The sequence below is a fragment of the Oligoflexus tunisiensis genome (assembly GCF_001748245.1).
GTDB lineage: Bacteria > Bdellovibrionota_B > Oligoflexia > Oligoflexales > Oligoflexaceae > Oligoflexus > Oligoflexus tunisiensis.
In genome coordinates, this window is the sequence record NZ_BDFO01000001.1 from 3662278 (window position 1) to 3676830 (window position 14553).

The following is a 14553-nucleotide window of genomic DNA, read 5'->3' on the forward strand; positions in this document are numbered from 1 at the left end:
TCAATGCCTTGGAAAGGCCAGCGAGTGGCATCGGAGTTGCTAATCCTGACGAATGGGGACACCACCCCGGAGGAACAACACCATGCTGGCCCCCAATGGAACCTTGATACAAAATAAGGCGCGCATCCTGCTGGTGGATGACGAGGATCTTTTATCCTGGTGCATCGAGACGGAACTCGGCTCCATGGGTTTTCAAGTCAGAACCGCGAGCAGCCTCAAAATGGCTCGTGAAACGCTCGAATCATTTGAACCTGATCTTATCATCTGTGATCAGGGTCTGCCCGATGGCTGGGGAACGGAGTTTGTCCGACGCCTGCAGCGTCCCGTTCCTGTGATCATGATCACCGCCTTCACTCCGCCCCGAGCCGAGGATTTGTACGCCGCGGGCGTCAAGCGACTCCTGCGCAAGCCCTTTGATTTGGATGTCCTGATCCGCGAGGTTGAAAAACTCCTCAGCCCATTTTCTCTTCCTGCGTCCAATCCTTGCTCTCGGCCTGGTGCAACCTGGGAAGGGTAATCACAAAGCGCGTGTTGGGACAGGCAGGATCCAGCGCCACCGTCCCCTGATGATTGTCGATGATGGAGCGGGCTATGCTCAAACCCAGACCCGTGCCACGGCCGACGGGTTTGGTCGTGTAGAAGGGTTGAAACATCTTGTCGGCCACGTCCTGGGGAATGCCGGAGCCGCTGTCGGTGATTTGAAACTCCACCTGACCATCCTGTTCGATGGCCGCGATCTGAATCCAGCGATCCTCAAGCTCCTGGACCGCATCGCAGGCATTGAGAATGAAATTCACCAGCATCTGGCTGATTTCGGTAATCCGGCACTCCACCGTCAGATAGGGATTGGGAACCTCCAGCGTCAGACGCACGCCGCATTTGCGAAGCTTATAGCTGCAGTAATCCGACACCTGCTGCAGGATGGTCAGCACGCCTTCGCTTTGAAAGGGATCACGCGATCCATCGCGGGCATAGGTCAGCATTCCCTGAATGATGTCCCGCATGCGTTTGGCGTCACGACGCACCCGCGGCACCGTCTGCATGAACATATTCAGATCCAGGTTCTGGCGCTCATACTGTGATTCAATCACATCCAGCCAGGCGTTGATCGAGGCCGCCGGGTTGCCGAGCTCATGCGCAATGCCCGCTGCCAGTTCACCGAGACTGGCCATTTTTTCTGCATACATGCTGCGCATGCGTTCCTTTTCCAGGCGTTCCTGCATCTGCTTTTTTTCCGTCACATCAAAGCGGATGGCCACAAACTGGTAGGGACGGCCCTGCTCGTTCAGAAAGGGGACAATGGTCGTATCAACCCAGTAGATGTCCCCCGCCTTGGTGCGGTTGCGGATTTCACCCTTCCACACGCGTCCCGAGCCGATCGTGCGCCACAGATCCCGGAAAAAATCCGGACCATGAAAACCGGATTTCAAAAGGGAGTGGGTGTGGCCGACCAGTTCCTCGCGCTCATAGCCGGAAATGCGGCAGAAGGTGTCATTGACGTAACTGATCACGCCCCGCTGATCGGTGATGGCGACGATGGCGGATTCATCGAGCGCCATTTTTTGATCACGGATCTGGCGGAATGATTTTTTCAGTTCATCCTCGAGCTTGTCGCGATAGGTCTGGTCCAGTGCGGTCAGACAGTAGCCGCGGGTGCTGCCGTCCGCCTTCAGGAGCCGCTGCGCTTTCCAGGTCAGGTGCAGAATTTGATTCGGCGTGATCTCATGATGAACGGCGAGGCTGACCGGTCCGGTGGTGCGGCTGCCGTTGTCGATCAGTTTATAGAGAGGCGCGCTGAGTTCGGCATTCAGCGCCTGATTGAGTTTCTGATTTTTTTCCAGCAAGGGAAAAAGGCGCAGCGTCTGCGGGCTGAAGTCGATGACCTGAAAGTCGGGATCCAAAAGGAGCATGGGCAAATCCGCCAGCCCCAGCAGGGTTTGAACAACGTCGTCCTGAGCCAGATGAAGATCTGATGTCACAGCCACCTCCAATGAGAATGCTTTGACAATATCCTACAACTTTGTCCGTGCCCAGAGCAGGAAGGACATGCCTTGACGCAAATCGCCAGGGGCCGCGTCTTAGGAAAAGCAGCGCGGATGAACCCGCCGTGCGCGATGGGGGAGAAAGCGTTGGCTCACAGAACAGCAAACGGCTTGAAAACCGGTCTGAAACCCAGTATTTATGGGCGTTGCTCACGCTGGAAAAGCACAGCGTCCAACCTGACGGAACAATTGAGAACCGAAGACTTGACGGTTTGAGCCGACTAAGGCAATTTGTACTTGACAGTCAGACGTGTCAAAGACCGTTTTGACCTCGCTTTGAATAGATTTACGACCTTCTCCTCGAAATGAGGTGAGGAGCAATTTCCTTCACAGCAGCGATGGCTTTAAACCATCGCTGCTCTTTTTTTTGGCGCTGGTTGCCGCTGCCATCGCAGGTGCGAAGCCACGAGGTCCAGAGCCCACCGTGCGGCGCGACTGCCGTCGCAGATGCGAAGCCACGAGGTCCAGAGCCCACCGTGCGGCGCGACTGCCGTCGCAGATGCGAAGCCACGAGGTCCAGAGCCCACGGGTGTCAGCTGCTCCAAAAAACATGGATTTCCCCACAAGGTCAATTCGCGGAAATTGAAGCAGACTCAACAAGATTCGCCAGGCCCCACATGGGTTACGATCTGCTTTAATCTTCCCATGGGATTGTCAAGTGGGAGGCGAGTCCGTAGAATCCGGACACATTTAACGTGCGGAGGATCAAGATGAAAGTCAAAGCAGCTGTGGCCTGGGGACCGAATCAACCGCTCAGCATTGAGACCGTGGACCTCGAAGGACCGAAAAAGGGCGAGGTGCTCGTGCGCATCGCCGCATCCGGTGTGTGCCATACCGATGCCTACACACTTTCCGGTGTGGATCCGGAGGGTCTTTTCCCCGTTATCCTCGGGCATGAAGGAGCCGGCATCGTCGAGGCTGTGGGCGAGGGCGTGACTTCCGTGCAGAAGGGGGATCATGTGATTCCGCTTTACACGCCTGAGTGTCGAACCTGCAAATTCTGTCTTTCCGGCAAGACCAACCTATGCCAGCGCATCCGGGAAACCCAGGGCCGGGGCCTGATGCCCGATGGCACCTCGCGTTTTTCCAAGGATGGCAAACCCATTTTTCATTACATGGGAACTTCGACCTTTGCCGAATATACAGTCGTGGCGGAAATCTCGCTCGCGAAGATCAGCCCGAAGGCGCCGTTGGATAAAGTCTGTCTGCTCGGTTGCGGGGTCACCACCGGCATCGGTGCGGTGCTCAATACGGCCAAGGTGGAAAAGGGAGCAAACGTTGCGGTCTTTGGGCTGGGCGGCATTGGCCTGTCGGTGATTCAGGGCGCGAAGATGGTCGGTGCCGGCCGGATCATTGCCGTCGATGTCAACAGCTCGAAATTTGAAATGGCGGAAAAATTCGGGGCCACGGATTTTGTGAATCCACAGGATCTTGAGGTCTCCCTGGTCGATCATATCGTGAAGATGACCGATGGCGGCGTGGATTATTCCTTTGAATGCGTGGGCAATGTGAAGCTCATGCGCCAGGCGCTGGAGTGCTGCCACAAGGGTTGGGGCCAGTCGATTATCATCGGCGTGGCCGGAGCCGGCGAGGAAATTTCCACGCGGCCCTTCCAGCTCGTCACCGGTCGCGTCTGGAGAGGCTCGGCGTTCGGCGGCGTCAAAGGCCGCACGGAGCTGCCTCAGTATGTGGACAACTACATGGCGGGCAAAATCAATCTCGATGATCTGGTCACCTATCAAATGCCGGTGGAAAAGATCAACGATGCCTTCCGTTACATGAAGGAAGGCACGAGCATTCGCAGTGTGGTGACCTTCTGAAACAGGAGTCCGACATGCAACAGTTGAAAGCGCATAAGACCTTTGGCGGGATGACCGCATTCTGGTCGCATGAGTCGCGTGAAACGAAAACCCCGATGAAGTTTTCGACCTTCGTCCCGGAGGGGCCGCTGAAAGGCTGCCTCGTCTGGCTTTCGGGTTTGACCTGCACAGAGGAAAACTTCTCCACCAAGGCCGGTGCCCAGCGTTATCTTGCGGAACATCAGCTGATGGTGGTGGCCCCCGACACCTCACCGCGTGGCCTGAACCTTCCGGGCGAACATGAGAGTTATGACTTTGGTTCAGGCGCCAGTTTTTATCTCGACGCCCGTACCCCCGGTTATGATCAGCACTATCGCATGGAAAGTTACCTCGTTCGCGAACTGGTGCCGATGATTCAAAAACATTTTGGGGTTCAGCGGCTCGGGCTCTTTGGGCATTCCATGGGCGGGCATGGGGCTTTGACCCTGGGGTTGAAACACCCTTCGCTCTTTGCCAGCGTCTCGGCCTTTTCCCCGATCGTCAATCCCTCCGCCATTCCCTGGGGAATCAAGGCCTTTCAGGGTTATCTTGGAAACGACCCGAACCTCTGGCGGCAGCACGACAGCTGCGAGCTTTTAAAAAACGGCCAGCGCCATCCAGGACGGATTCTGATTCATCAGGGCACGCAGGATGAGTACCTGGAAAATCAGCTGCTCACCCGGAATTTCGAGGAGGCGGCCCGTGCGGTTGATCAGGATCATACCGTGATCTACGCGGATGGCTACGATCACAGTTACTACTTTATCAGTACCTTTATCGAGGACCACGTTCGGCATCATGCCGGACAGCTGGGCCGGTAAATCCAGGGCCCGCCCCACGGGTCCACCGCGCGTCGACTCCGGGTCGCGAGAGCACGAGGGAACTCCCGGAGTTTTGCCTTTTCCACAACCCCTTCAAAGAAGCACCCACGTGACTGGTATTCCCGGCTTTCAGTTTTCTGCAAGTCCTGCCGATGACTGGATATATTCCAGCAGGACGCGAAATCATGAGGCGCCTATTTCTGGTTTTCGTCATCCTCTGGGGGCAGGCGTTGTCCCTGAGTGCGGAAACCATCAACCTTGATGGACCTTTGCGTGAGAGCATCGCTCTCGGCGCTCATGCGGAGTTTTACCGCGATACCACCCGCAAGCTCACCCTGCCCGAGATCCTCGAGAAAAACCGCGTGCGGTGGCGACCCCTGCCACGCCCTATGCTGGGGCTCAGTCAGGACGCGCTGTGGGTCCGCGTGACGCTGCACAACAGCACCCTGTCACCCCTCGAACTCCTGGTCGAGGACCGCTGGCCGCTGACCAACTTCCTTGAATTTTATGTGCTGCACCAGGATCGTGTAATCGGGCAGCAAAAATCCGGCGATCATATGCCGCTGGCGATGCGTCGTGTGCCCTATCGCTATCCGGTCTTCGATATGACCCTGCCTCCGGGTGAAAGCTTTCTTTATCTGCGCTACGAGACCAATGATCTTTTGTCCTCGCGTCTTTTTCTGGCGAGCGAGACGACCTTCAACCGGACCCGCGAGGTGGAAAAGCTGGTTTTCGGGCTTCTGTTGGGCTGTCTTCTGATCATGCCCCTTTATAACTGCATGCTGTTTTTCATGCTCAAGGATTCCTCCTACCTTTACTATACCGTCTATGGCCTGCTCTTTGTCGTGTTCCAGGCCAGCGTGAATGGGCTCTGGTTTCAGTATGGATTTGATCATCCCTGGCTCAACGACGAACTCGGCATCCTTGCGGCTCACCTCTGTGTCTTCTTCGTGTATCGCTTTCTCGATATCTATCTCGATCTCAAAATCAGGATGAGCCGGGTCGCGGCCATCGTCCGCTGGTTTGAACGCGGCGCCCTGTGCACCGCCGCCCTCACGCTGGTTCATCTGGGTGGCGGCGTGGCGACGGCCTTTGTCACCAATATCTGCATGGTGATGTGGCTGATCTTTACCTCCTATGTGCTGGCCCGCAAGGGTTCCAAACCGGCTTTAATATTTCTCATCGCCTGGCTGCTGTTCGTGGTCGGTGACAGCTGCACCCTGCTGGGCTATCTCGGTCTGATGGAGGAAGGCCTCATGACGCAATGGGGCATGCTTGCCGGTTCCGCGATGGAGTCGGTTCTGGTGTCGATTGCGATGGGTTATAAGTTTGAGGAAATCCGCCAGGCCCTCATCGCCTCGGAAATTGAAACCTCGAAACTGATCGGCACGATGGAATCGGCTCGCATTATTCAGGAGTCCCTGGTTTCGAAAAACGTGCGGTCGACCACGCTGGAGGTGGCTTCCTACTACCGCGCCGCCGAGCAGACCGGTGGGGACTGGTTCAGTATCATCGATCGACCCGAACAGAATTTTGCGGTCTTCGCCCTGGGGGATGTCACGGGTCATGGTCTTTCGTCCTCGATGATGACGGCGTTTGCCTGCGGCGCGCTGGAGGCTTCCGTCCATAATCTCGACTGGTCTCCCGAGGCGATGGCGGGCTCGCTTGGGCGTCTTGCGGAAACCTTCAATCAGCTCCTCTTCCGCACTGCCACATCCAACGACCGGCTGATGACGATGAGTGTATTTGCCATCGACCTTCGCCTCATGCGGGGCTATTACGTAAACTGCGGGCATCCCGCCTCCTACCTTCTCAATGAAAAACGCCTCGCCCCCATCTTCCGCCGAGGTTCGATCCTCGGTTTGAATGGGGACAGCGCGCGCTTTCCCGTACTCTCCTTCAACTTTGTGGTGGGCGATACCATCCTTCTGCATTCCGATGGGCTGGTGGAAAACCAGGGACCGGACGGCGAGGTCTTCTCCATGCACCGGGCCGCCCGCATCCTCAGCTACGAAAAACGGCCCGGCGAAAACCTGCAGGCTCTTCTGGACAGCGCCCAAGCCGTCTGGAAGGACCGGCCTCCGGAGGATGATGTCACCGTGCTGGTGATTCGGATCCTAGCTGCGGCGAGTCCAGTCGTGGCTCTGCCGAGTGGTGCCTGATTCCTTCCTGTCTGCTCCACCTCGGTCAGCCTCCACCCCACGTCAGCCCCGGAGGGGCCCTTTTCCCTTTATCCTGTCATCCCTATGGGTTATAACTTAAGGTGAACTCTCAAGCCCAAGCCGCTTTCTGCCGATACTTGCAATTGAAAGAAAAGGTGTGGTATCTTTCATTTGAAAGGAAGGGATTTATGCAAACGAATACAGCCCCCTCCATTAATCAAAAAGAAAGAGACCGGATCCTGACCCAGGCTTTGCTGAAAGCCGCGGGAATCCTTGGTTTAACTCAGAACGATCTGGCCCAGATCATCGGCGAGAGCGAGGCCACCATGAGCCGCACCTTCCAGGGCGCCCGGAGTATTCGGGAGCGCAGCAAGGAAGGCGAACTGGCGGTGTTGCTGATCCGGGCCTTCCGCAGTCTCGATGCGATCGTGGGCGGCAAGGAGCAGGCGATCCGGCACTGGTTTCATACCAGGAATCGGCATATGGGTGAGATGGTTCCTGCGGAGTTGGTGAAATCAGTGGAAGGGTTGAGTCATGTCTGCGCCTATCTGGACGCTATGCGGGGGAAAATCTAAGCTCAGCAGCCTGACGCTGAGCGCCTGGCGAATTGTTGAGGATCAAAGCCGCTGTTCCACCATGAAACTGACCGGCAATAGCGCGGAGCAGGCGATCCTGGAGGACATCCTGGAAGATCGCAAGCCGACCTTTCCATTTCCGCCTTATCAAAAGACGCTGCACTATCTCCTCTGGACGCCGTTCCGTTATCCGCCGCTGCGGAATGGATCGCGTTTTGGCACAAGGCTCGAGGTCAGCATCTGGTATGGCTCGGAGGCGGTCGAGACCGCCCTCGCGGAAAAGGCTTACTATCGCTTTGTGTTTCATGAGGGGATGGCCATCCCGTTTCAGGATTCCATCGAGAACAAGTACACCGCCTTCGCGGCCTCCGTGAAAGCCAACCATGCGGTCGACCTGAGTGCGAAGCACTTTGCCGACTATCATCCCATCATCGAATCGAAGGTGGACTACAGCCACACCCAGCAGCTCGGTGGCGCCATGCGCGCCGATGGAGTCGACGCGTTTTTGTTCGGCTCCGCCCGCGATAAAAACAGGGGTCGCAATATCGGGCTCTTTCATCCCGCGGTCTTCAGTTCCGCCGAACCCAAACAACAGATGCTCTGGCATTCCTTCGAAACCCGCGGGCATATGCGCTTCTACCGCGCCGTCCCCGGCCAGGAACGAACCATGGAATTCGCGATGGGTGAATTCATGGTTGATGACCGCCTGCCGATGCCGGCATTCTAAGCCGACCCCATCGGCAACCGGCCGACGTCCATCAGCCGGCCGACGTCCATCAGCCGGCCGACGTCCATCAGCCGGCCGACCTCCGTCAGCCCCGAAGGGGCGTCCCTTCCAGCAACCGAAGTTATCCCGCTGATCTGCGCCCCCACAATCCACTCAACCCCGAAGGGGCGGTCCCTTCAACCCCCGTAATCTGAACCCCCATAATCCACTCAACCCCGTCAGCCCCGAAGGGGCGGCGCTGCATTTCACGATCACCTGCCTCAACGCCATGCGTGATTTGTGATAGCGGATCTGTTGAACAGTTTATAAAAACTAGCGCCGCACGAATCTTTATGCGCTCTTTTTGGTTTTATGCTTCAATGGGCTCAGAAATAAATAACAATAACAGTGAGTAAGCTCATGGATCGGAGACTATTCGTCCGTCGTTGCCTCATGGCAGCGGCCGCGGCCCCCTTGTTACCAAAATCCCTGCTTGCGTCTGTTCCCCGCCGTCCCACCCTGCGTACTGATGAACCGCTGCGGCGCATCGCCTTCGGTTCCTGTAACAATCAAACCAAGGATCAAGCCCACTGGCGCTGGGTCGCCCGGGAAAATCCCCAGCTTTGGATCTGGCTCGGTGACACGATCTATGCGAACAAGGCCTCGATCGAGGATCGCGAAGGCTGGTATCAATCGCTCAAGGAAAATCCCGATTACAAAACGTTCATCGACCAGGTTCCCGTCCTTGGCACCTGGGATGATCATGACTATTACGATAACAACGCCGATGCCAGTTACGTGGACAAGGACGGCAGCAAAACCCTCATGCTGAATTTCCTGGATGTCGCCCACGATAATCCGGTCTGGGGACGGCCCGGGGTTTTTCAAAGTTACAGCTTCGGTCCCAGCGGACAGAAGACCCAGGTCATCCTCCTCGATTTGCGTTACTTCCTGGATAAAAACCTGACCCGGCGCTCGCTGCTCGGGGATCTGCAGTGGGAATTTCTGGAAGAGGAAATCGCCGGCTCCGACGCCGACCTCATTCTGATCGGCTCCAGTCTGAACGTCTGCTCACCCATCGTCATCGGCGGGCTTGAAGGCTGGCGGGGATTTCCGGAGGAGCGGCAGCGGCTCTATAATCTGCTCGCCTCCACCGACAAACCCTGTGTTCTGATGAGCGGGGATCGGCACATGGGGGAGATGTATCGCATCATCATGCCGAACGGCAAACCGGTTTACGAAATCATGTCGAGTGGCCTGACCCATTCCCTAGGCATCACACTTCCCTGTCCGGAGCGGGTGGGGAAGACGGTCGGTCGCAGGAACTTTGGAATGATCACCATCGACTGGACCGGCACAGGTCCCCAGGTGCAGCTCGGGTTGCATTCGGCGGAAGGGGCGGAGGTTTACCAGGAGCTGACGACACAGTTTTCGTATTGAGATGACGTGAGGGTGGGGAACGCCACGCCAGGCATGAACGGCGTTTCTCCGATTCGTGTGGGGAACGCCCCGCCAGTGGTCAACGGCGCCTCGCGGCATCGTCCGCCCTCATGCCCGCTGATTCCCCCGCGGCGTCTCGCGAAACCTCTGAACATACTCATTCAGTTTGGATCGCAACGCCGCCTGGGTCTCCGGGCTGCTCTTCGTTCCCGGAAAAATCGCCGTGCTGTGCGGTGTGCGATCCAGCCAGAAGAGTCCCGTGGTCTCCGCCGCCTCGGGGGTCGCCGCAAGCCAGACGATGGTGTCCGCCCCCTGCTCGGGAGTCCGGAGCCAGGCCCGCGTTTTTTCATAAAACTTCGGCAGCGAATGCGAAACCGCCGGAGTATCCGCCCAGCCCGGATGCATGCTGTGCACGATAATGCCGGCGTCCTTCCATTCCCGGGCCCAGATTTCCGTTAGATCGACCAGCCCCCGCTTGGCCCGAGCATAGGCCTTGGTGCCGTTGTAATCCTCCTGCTCGGATTCCAGGTCCTGCAGCACGATCGGTTGCGTGTACATGCCCCCCGAGGTTACGTTGATGACCCGGGCCCCGCCGGCTTTTTCCAAAAGCGGTTTCAATCCCTCGGTCAGCAGATAAGGGGAGAGCAGCAGCGTGGCAAAGGACTGCTCAATGCCCTCGGCGGTCACCACCCGCTGATTGAAAAGAGCGCCGGCGTTATTGATGAGCACATGAATGGGCTCCTCCCGCTCCAGAAGACGCTTGATGAGATTTTGAACATCCTGCATGAGACTCAGGTCCGCAATCTCAATCCGCGGCGGCTGGCAGCCCTCGCTCACGAGAAGCTCACTGAAATGCTGGGCCTTCTTTTCATTGCGCGCCACCACGATAAGATTCGCACCCAGACGCCCGAGACTCCGCGCCGCCGCCGCTCCAATCCCCGAGGTCGCGCCGGTGATCAGAATATTTTTCCGGGAAAGGTCGGTGACGATCCCGGTCCAGCGGCTCTTGCTCGCCATGAAGCCCCGCCGGGTGAATTTAAGAAGTCCGGGCAGCACCAGTCGATCACTCAGCTTCGTCCAGGCGGTCGGCTGCCAGTCGGTGGATTCGCCTTCGAGTGTGCGTTTCAGGGTGCGCAGCGCCTGCTCCGCATTGGCTTTGACGAGCGGCGCAAAGATCGGAGCCAGCCGGGCCATCGGCTCCTGATAATAGACATCGACCTGATAGTGAACCGTGCAGCGCGTCTCATCCCCTTCGAAACGAATCCGATCGACCAGACTGTAGGTGTCCGCCATCCCCTTGAGCTCGAGGTAACGATCCTTTTGCATATCCGTGATGTGGTAATTCAAACTGATCTGAGTCCAGGCAAATTTCACCTGAATATCAAAGTGCGTCCCCACCTGCAGCGGCCCGGGCGTCGTCTTCTGCGCCTGCAGCACGCTGGGATCCCAGGAGGCGGTGTTGCTGAAATCGCTGAGGTACGCATAGACAAACGATAGCGGGCGCTGGATCTCAAGGGACTGTTCAAAGGAAATGCTGCTCATCGGAATCCTCCCTGCTCCCGGCCAATTCTAGCGAAACCGGAGGGAAAAGATACCCTGATTCCTGGCTCGTAAAATCCCTGAGACGCGCGCGGCTACTCGTTAAGGGCGTGTCGGGCCAGCCTTGTTCCGCCACCGAACGAGCAGCCAGAGCTGAGAGACGATGAAAGGCAAAAGGGACAAGGGCGCAAGCTCATGCGGCCAGAACCCAAAGGTGAGAAAACCCAGCCCGATGAGAAGCAGGGTGGACCCGGGCTCCTGCTCCTGACGGACCTGCACCGCGACCAGGAGCGTCGCCATCAGGGAGAGCCAGGAGAATTTCTCCATGACCGGAATAATCGGGTGCAGCTGTTCGTTCGGATAAACCGCAAGAATCACCGCGTAGGGAATGACATAAGCCCAGGTGAAGGCGGTCATGCCCTGAAACCATTTCCGCGGAAAGAGGGACTGAACATACAGCATAAGAAGGGGAACCGTTGCGGCCGACGCAATGGGGTCGAGACGCAGGATAAGATCGGGATCCAGGTGGCTCCTGCTCAGCAGCCGCAGACCGAGCAGCGCGAGACAGAATCCACCGAAGGCCCCGCGCGCCGGATCATGACGGCGGAAGGCATGGAGGAGCAGGAGAGAAAGGCCCGTCAGCGACAGCGCACCGAGGACGACCGCATCGATTGCGTTGGGTCCTATTGGCATTGTGACTTCCCATATTTGTGTCTCCTTATTATCCGTCCGTCCCGCACTCCGGCTCAAGATCAAAGGTCGCCTTTCGGGACGGTCCCTGTTAATCTTCCCCTCCGTTGACCCAGGCTTGAGGACAGCATGATCGAATGTCAGGACCTGCGAAAGGAATTCCGCGTCTATCGAAAGGATCCCGGTATCAAGGGCTCGCTTCTTTCTCTCTTCAAGCGTCGCTACGATACGCGCGCGGCGGTTCACGGTTTCGACCTGACGGTCGGGCGCGGGGAAATGGTCGGGCTGCTCGGGCCCAACGGCGCCGGCAAAACCACCCTCATGAAGATGTTTGCCGGAATTATCGTGCCGAGTCAGGGCCGCATCAAGGTCGCCGGTCATGTGCCCTTTGAAAGGGAGCAGGCCTTTCGCAAAAAGATCGCCCTGGTCATGGGCCAGAAGTCCCAGCTCTGGTGGGACATCCCGGCCATGGATTCCTTTCTGCTCCTGCAGAAGTATTATGAGATTCCCGAAAGGGATTTTCGCAAGCGCCTCGGGGAACTCGCCGCGCTGATGGCGGTCGAACCGATGCTCAAGGTCCACGTGCGGAAACTTTCGCTCGGGGAAAGGATGAAGATGGAGCTGATCGCCTGTCTTCTGCACCAGCCTGAGATCCTCTTCCTTGATGAGCCGACCATCGGCCTCGACCTTGTCGCCCAGCGCAACATGCGGGACTTCATCGCCGCCTGGCAGGCCCAGCATAGGACGACCGTGATCCTGACCTCCCATTACATGGCCGATGTCGATGCGCTCTGTGATCGGATCGTGCTCGTGCTGGACGGGACCAAACGCTTCGATGGGTCGATCCACGATTTCTCGGTGATCCTCGGTCGCGAGAAGTACGTGCGCGTGAGTTTTGAACAGGCGGTGGGCGGCGCGGAATTCTTTGAACGCTGGGATCCGCATTGGAATGAGACCCGCACCCGGGTCGACCTGCGCATACCCGAAAGTCAGCTGCGGGAAGTGGCGGTGGCCATTCTGCAGAATTTTCCGGTGACGGATTTCAGTATGGAGCAGCTCCCGATCGAGCGGGTGATGAATGCCCTCCTGGCGAATCCGCATCTCCTCCGGGGGGAGGCGGCCCTTGGCTGAACTCGGCAAATGGCTGGCGACCATTCGGATCAGCTGGAGCCGGCATCTGGCTTACAAGCTGAACTTTCTGCTGCTGGTCATTGGACCGACCCTGGTCTTCTTTTTCGTGAAGTACAATCTCTGGCGGTCGATCTATGAGCTCGAAGGGGTGACGACCATCCAGGGTTACGATCTGAAGGCCATGCTGGATTATCAGATTTGGGGGATGATCGTTGGATTTCTGGCCCAGGGTTTTCAGAATATGAACCTGGCGGAGGATATCCGGCTCGGGCGCATCTCGAGTTACCTCGTCTATCCCTTTGGCTTCTGGCAGTTTCATACGGCGGGGTTTATCGCCTTTCAGGTGCTCCAGTTGCTGGTGGCTCTGATCACGCTCGGGATCCTACGAGTGACGGGCATGCTGGGGCCCTGGGATTGGCTGGGGGTCCTGCAGGGGATCGGCTTTTCCCTTTTGATGGGGCTCTTCTGGTATCAGGTGAGCTTTGTTCTGGGGCTGGCGGCCTTCTGGCTGGAGGAGACCTGGGTGCTGCGGGTGATGTTTGTGACCCTGGCCCAATTCATGTCGGGGGCCATCCTGCCCCTTGAGATTTATCCGGACTGGCTTGTGCGGATTTTGCAGTGGACCCCCTTTCCCTATCTGACCTATGTGCCGGTGAAGATCTTTATGGGGACCTGGACGGAGCCGCTCCTGCTGGGGGTGGTGACGGTGAGCGCCTGGCTGGGGGTGGTGGGCTTACTGTCCTATGTGGTGTGGCGACGGGGGCTGAGGCTCTATACAGCAGCGGGGATGTAGATGGTGCGGTGGCTTGTGCGGTACCTGGGGGTCTATAAGGAATTTGTGGGCAATGCCTTTGCCGAGGCGAGCAGCTATCGGATGCATTTCATTTTGCTGATCCTGATGGACCAGCTTTTTTATTTCAGTACCCTCGGCTCGGTGTCCTTCATCTTTGATCATGTTGCGGTGATCGGTCCCTGGGGGAGAAACGAGTTCATGTTCTTTACCGCCTTCATGCTGGCGGTCGATCATCTGCATATGACCTTTGTCAGTGAGAGCTTCTGGAACTTCTCCTTTGACCTGCGAACGGGGCGGCTGGACTTTGTGCTTTTGCGGCCTCTGAATACTTTATTTTCCTTATTCTTCCGGTACATACGGCCCGCCACCATGATCAACTTCGTAACGCCCTGGGCGTTCCTGATTCATTTCGGGCGTGCGGTGGACCTGGGGCTGGGGCAGTGGGTAAGTCTGCCGTTTCTGGTGGTCTTTTCGCTCATCTTCCTTGTCTCCATGGAGATCCTGATTTCGATGCTGATGTTTTGGACAGTCGAGGCCTTCGGGATCAACTTTCTTCGGATGCAGCTGCAGAACATTTCGCGTTGGCCGGACTTCGTTTATCGGGGGGCGGCGCGGCGCTTCTTTACCCTGGTCATTCCTGTGCTGCTGGTAGGGAGCACGCCGGTGAAGGCGCTTCTGAATCCCTCGGAGCATGCCCGGGATTTGCTGGGAATGCTGGTGATGATGCTTGTGATTTGGGCGGCTATACGTTTTTTTTGGCGGTTGGGGTTGAGGAGTTACGAGTCGGCGTCGAGTTAGGTTCTCCGTCCCGCCATT

14 protein-coding genes are annotated in these 14553 nt (G+C 57.5%); 10 read left to right on the top strand and 4 right to left on the bottom strand.

The window, feature by feature from the left end; all coding sequences use genetic code 11:
* Positions 1-82: 82 nt before the first annotated feature.
* Entirely contained in the window at positions 83-517 is a 435-nt protein-coding gene (locus tag OLTU_RS15290; protein WP_176736647.1) for a response regulator, read from the top strand.
* On the opposite strand, the gene OLTU_RS15295 is transcribed toward OLTU_RS15290, so the two are convergent.
* Both OLTU_RS15295 and OLTU_RS15300 read right to left on the bottom strand, forming a co-directional pair.
* Positions 453-1979, bottom strand: coding sequence for a sensor histidine kinase (locus OLTU_RS15295; RefSeq protein WP_141733635.1), 1527 nt, complete (start codon positions 1977-1979; stop codon positions 453-455). The two genes, OLTU_RS15290 and OLTU_RS15295, sit on opposite strands and share 65 nt — an antisense overlap.
* Before the next feature lie 390 nt (positions 1980-2369).
* Positions 2370-2594: a hypothetical protein gene (locus OLTU_RS15300; protein ID WP_141733636.1), complete on the bottom strand. Its 225-nt coding sequence runs from the start codon at positions 2592-2594 to the stop codon at positions 2370-2372.
* A gap of 158 nt (positions 2595-2752) precedes the next feature.
* On the opposite strand from OLTU_RS15300, the gene OLTU_RS15305 reads away from it, so the two are divergent.
* The 6 genes from OLTU_RS15305 to OLTU_RS15330 all read left to right on the top strand — a co-directional run bounded on the left by OLTU_RS15305 (position 2753) and on the right by OLTU_RS15330 (position 9584).
* Positions 2753-3862, top strand: coding sequence for an S-(hydroxymethyl)glutathione dehydrogenase/class III alcohol dehydrogenase (locus OLTU_RS15305; RefSeq protein ID WP_141733637.1), 1110 nt, complete (start codon positions 2753-2755; stop codon positions 3860-3862).
* A gap of 14 nt (positions 3863-3876) precedes the next feature.
* Positions 3877-4701 (top strand): S-formylglutathione hydrolase, encoded by an 825-nt coding sequence (gene fghA / locus OLTU_RS15310; protein ID WP_141733638.1) that lies wholly within the window; start codon positions 3877-3879, stop codon positions 4699-4701.
* A gap of 185 nt (positions 4702-4886) precedes the next feature.
* Positions 4887-6863 (top strand): 7TM diverse intracellular signaling domain-containing protein, encoded by a 1977-nt coding sequence (locus OLTU_RS15315; RefSeq protein WP_176736648.1) that lies wholly within the window; start codon positions 4887-4889, stop codon positions 6861-6863.
* Between the two features lie 188 nt (positions 6864-7051).
* Positions 7052-7438, top strand: coding sequence for an MbcA/ParS/Xre antitoxin family protein (locus tag OLTU_RS15320; protein ID WP_141733640.1), 387 nt, complete (start codon positions 7052-7054; stop codon positions 7436-7438).
* Positions 7398-8165 (top strand): RES family NAD+ phosphorylase, encoded by a 768-nt coding sequence (locus tag OLTU_RS15325; RefSeq protein ID WP_141733641.1) that lies wholly within the window; start codon positions 7398-7400, stop codon positions 8163-8165. The genes OLTU_RS15320 and OLTU_RS15325 overlap by 41 nt, the downstream gene beginning before the upstream one ends.
* A 399-nt stretch (positions 8166-8564) precedes the next feature.
* Positions 8565-9584 (top strand): alkaline phosphatase D family protein, encoded by a 1020-nt coding sequence (locus OLTU_RS15330; RefSeq protein ID WP_141733642.1) that lies wholly within the window; start codon positions 8565-8567, stop codon positions 9582-9584.
* Between the two features lie 108 nt (positions 9585-9692).
* Here OLTU_RS15330 and OLTU_RS32910 read toward each other — a convergent pair whose 3' ends face one another.
* Positions 9693-11126, bottom strand: a complete 1434-nt coding sequence (locus tag OLTU_RS32910) for an SDR family NAD(P)-dependent oxidoreductase (protein WP_141733643.1) — start codon at positions 11124-11126, stop codon at positions 9693-9695.
* 99 nt (positions 11127-11225) lie between these two features.
* The gene (locus OLTU_RS15340; protein WP_141733644.1) at positions 11226-11816 is read right to left on the bottom strand and encodes a 7TM diverse intracellular signaling domain-containing protein; all 591 of its coding nucleotides are present in this window, start codon (positions 11814-11816) and stop codon (positions 11226-11228) included.
* Between the two features lie 126 nt (positions 11817-11942).
* Here OLTU_RS15340 and OLTU_RS15345 point away from each other — a divergent pair, with 126 nt between their 5' ends.
* Genes OLTU_RS15345 through OLTU_RS15355 form a run of 3 tightly spaced genes read left to right on the top strand, consistent with a single transcriptional unit; the run spans position 11943 to position 14535 of the window.
* On the top strand, positions 11943-12944 hold the full coding sequence (locus tag OLTU_RS15345; protein ID WP_141733645.1) for an ABC transporter ATP-binding protein: 1002 nt from the start codon (positions 11943-11945) through the stop codon (positions 12942-12944).
* Positions 12937-13737: an ABC transporter permease gene (locus OLTU_RS15350; RefSeq protein WP_176736649.1), complete on the top strand. Its 801-nt coding sequence runs from the start codon at positions 12937-12939 to the stop codon at positions 13735-13737. Before OLTU_RS15345 ends, OLTU_RS15350 begins: the two co-directional genes overlap by 8 nt.
* A complete protein-coding gene (locus OLTU_RS15355) occupies positions 13738-14535 on the top strand; it encodes an ABC transporter permease (protein WP_141733647.1) in 798 nt (265 codons plus the stop codon). It abuts the gene before it with no gap.
* Positions 14536-14553 lie beyond the last annotated feature (18 nt).

What these genes read in the sequence shown, in the direction of transcription:
- OLTU_RS15290 (WP_176736647.1), top strand. Translation starts at nt 83, where the DNA reads ATGCTGGCCCCCAATGGAACCTTGATACAAAATAAGGCGCGCATCCTG.
- OLTU_RS15300 (WP_141733636.1), bottom strand. Translation starts at nt 2,594, where the DNA reads ATGTTTTTTGGAGCAGCTGACACCCGTGGGCTCTGGACCTCGTGGCTT.
- OLTU_RS15305 (WP_141733637.1), top strand. Translation starts at nt 2,753, where the DNA reads ATGAAAGTCAAAGCAGCTGTGGCCTGGGGACCGAATCAACCGCTCAGC.
- fghA (WP_141733638.1), top strand. Translation starts at nt 3,877, where the DNA reads ATGCAACAGTTGAAAGCGCATAAGACCTTTGGCGGGATGACCGCATTC.
- OLTU_RS15315 (WP_176736648.1), top strand. Translation starts at nt 4,887, where the DNA reads ATGAGGCGCCTATTTCTGGTTTTCGTCATCCTCTGGGGGCAGGCGTTG.
- OLTU_RS15320 (WP_141733640.1), top strand. Translation starts at nt 7,052, where the DNA reads ATGCAAACGAATACAGCCCCCTCCATTAATCAAAAAGAAAGAGACCGG.
- OLTU_RS15325 (WP_141733641.1), top strand. Translation starts at nt 7,398, where the DNA reads ATGTCTGCGCCTATCTGGACGCTATGCGGGGGAAAATCTAAGCTCAGC.
- OLTU_RS15330 (WP_141733642.1), top strand. Translation starts at nt 8,565, where the DNA reads ATGGATCGGAGACTATTCGTCCGTCGTTGCCTCATGGCAGCGGCCGCG.
- OLTU_RS32910 (WP_141733643.1), bottom strand. Translation starts at nt 11,126, where the DNA reads ATGAGCAGCATTTCCTTTGAACAGTCCCTTGAGATCCAGCGCCCGCTA.
- OLTU_RS15340 (WP_141733644.1), bottom strand. Translation starts at nt 11,816, where the DNA reads ATGCCAATAGGACCCAACGCAATCGATGCGGTCGTCCTCGGTGCGCTG.
- OLTU_RS15345 (WP_141733645.1), top strand. Translation starts at nt 11,943, where the DNA reads ATGATCGAATGTCAGGACCTGCGAAAGGAATTCCGCGTCTATCGAAAG.
- OLTU_RS15355 (WP_141733647.1), top strand. Translation starts at nt 13,738, where the DNA reads ATGGTGCGGTGGCTTGTGCGGTACCTGGGGGTCTATAAGGAATTTGTG.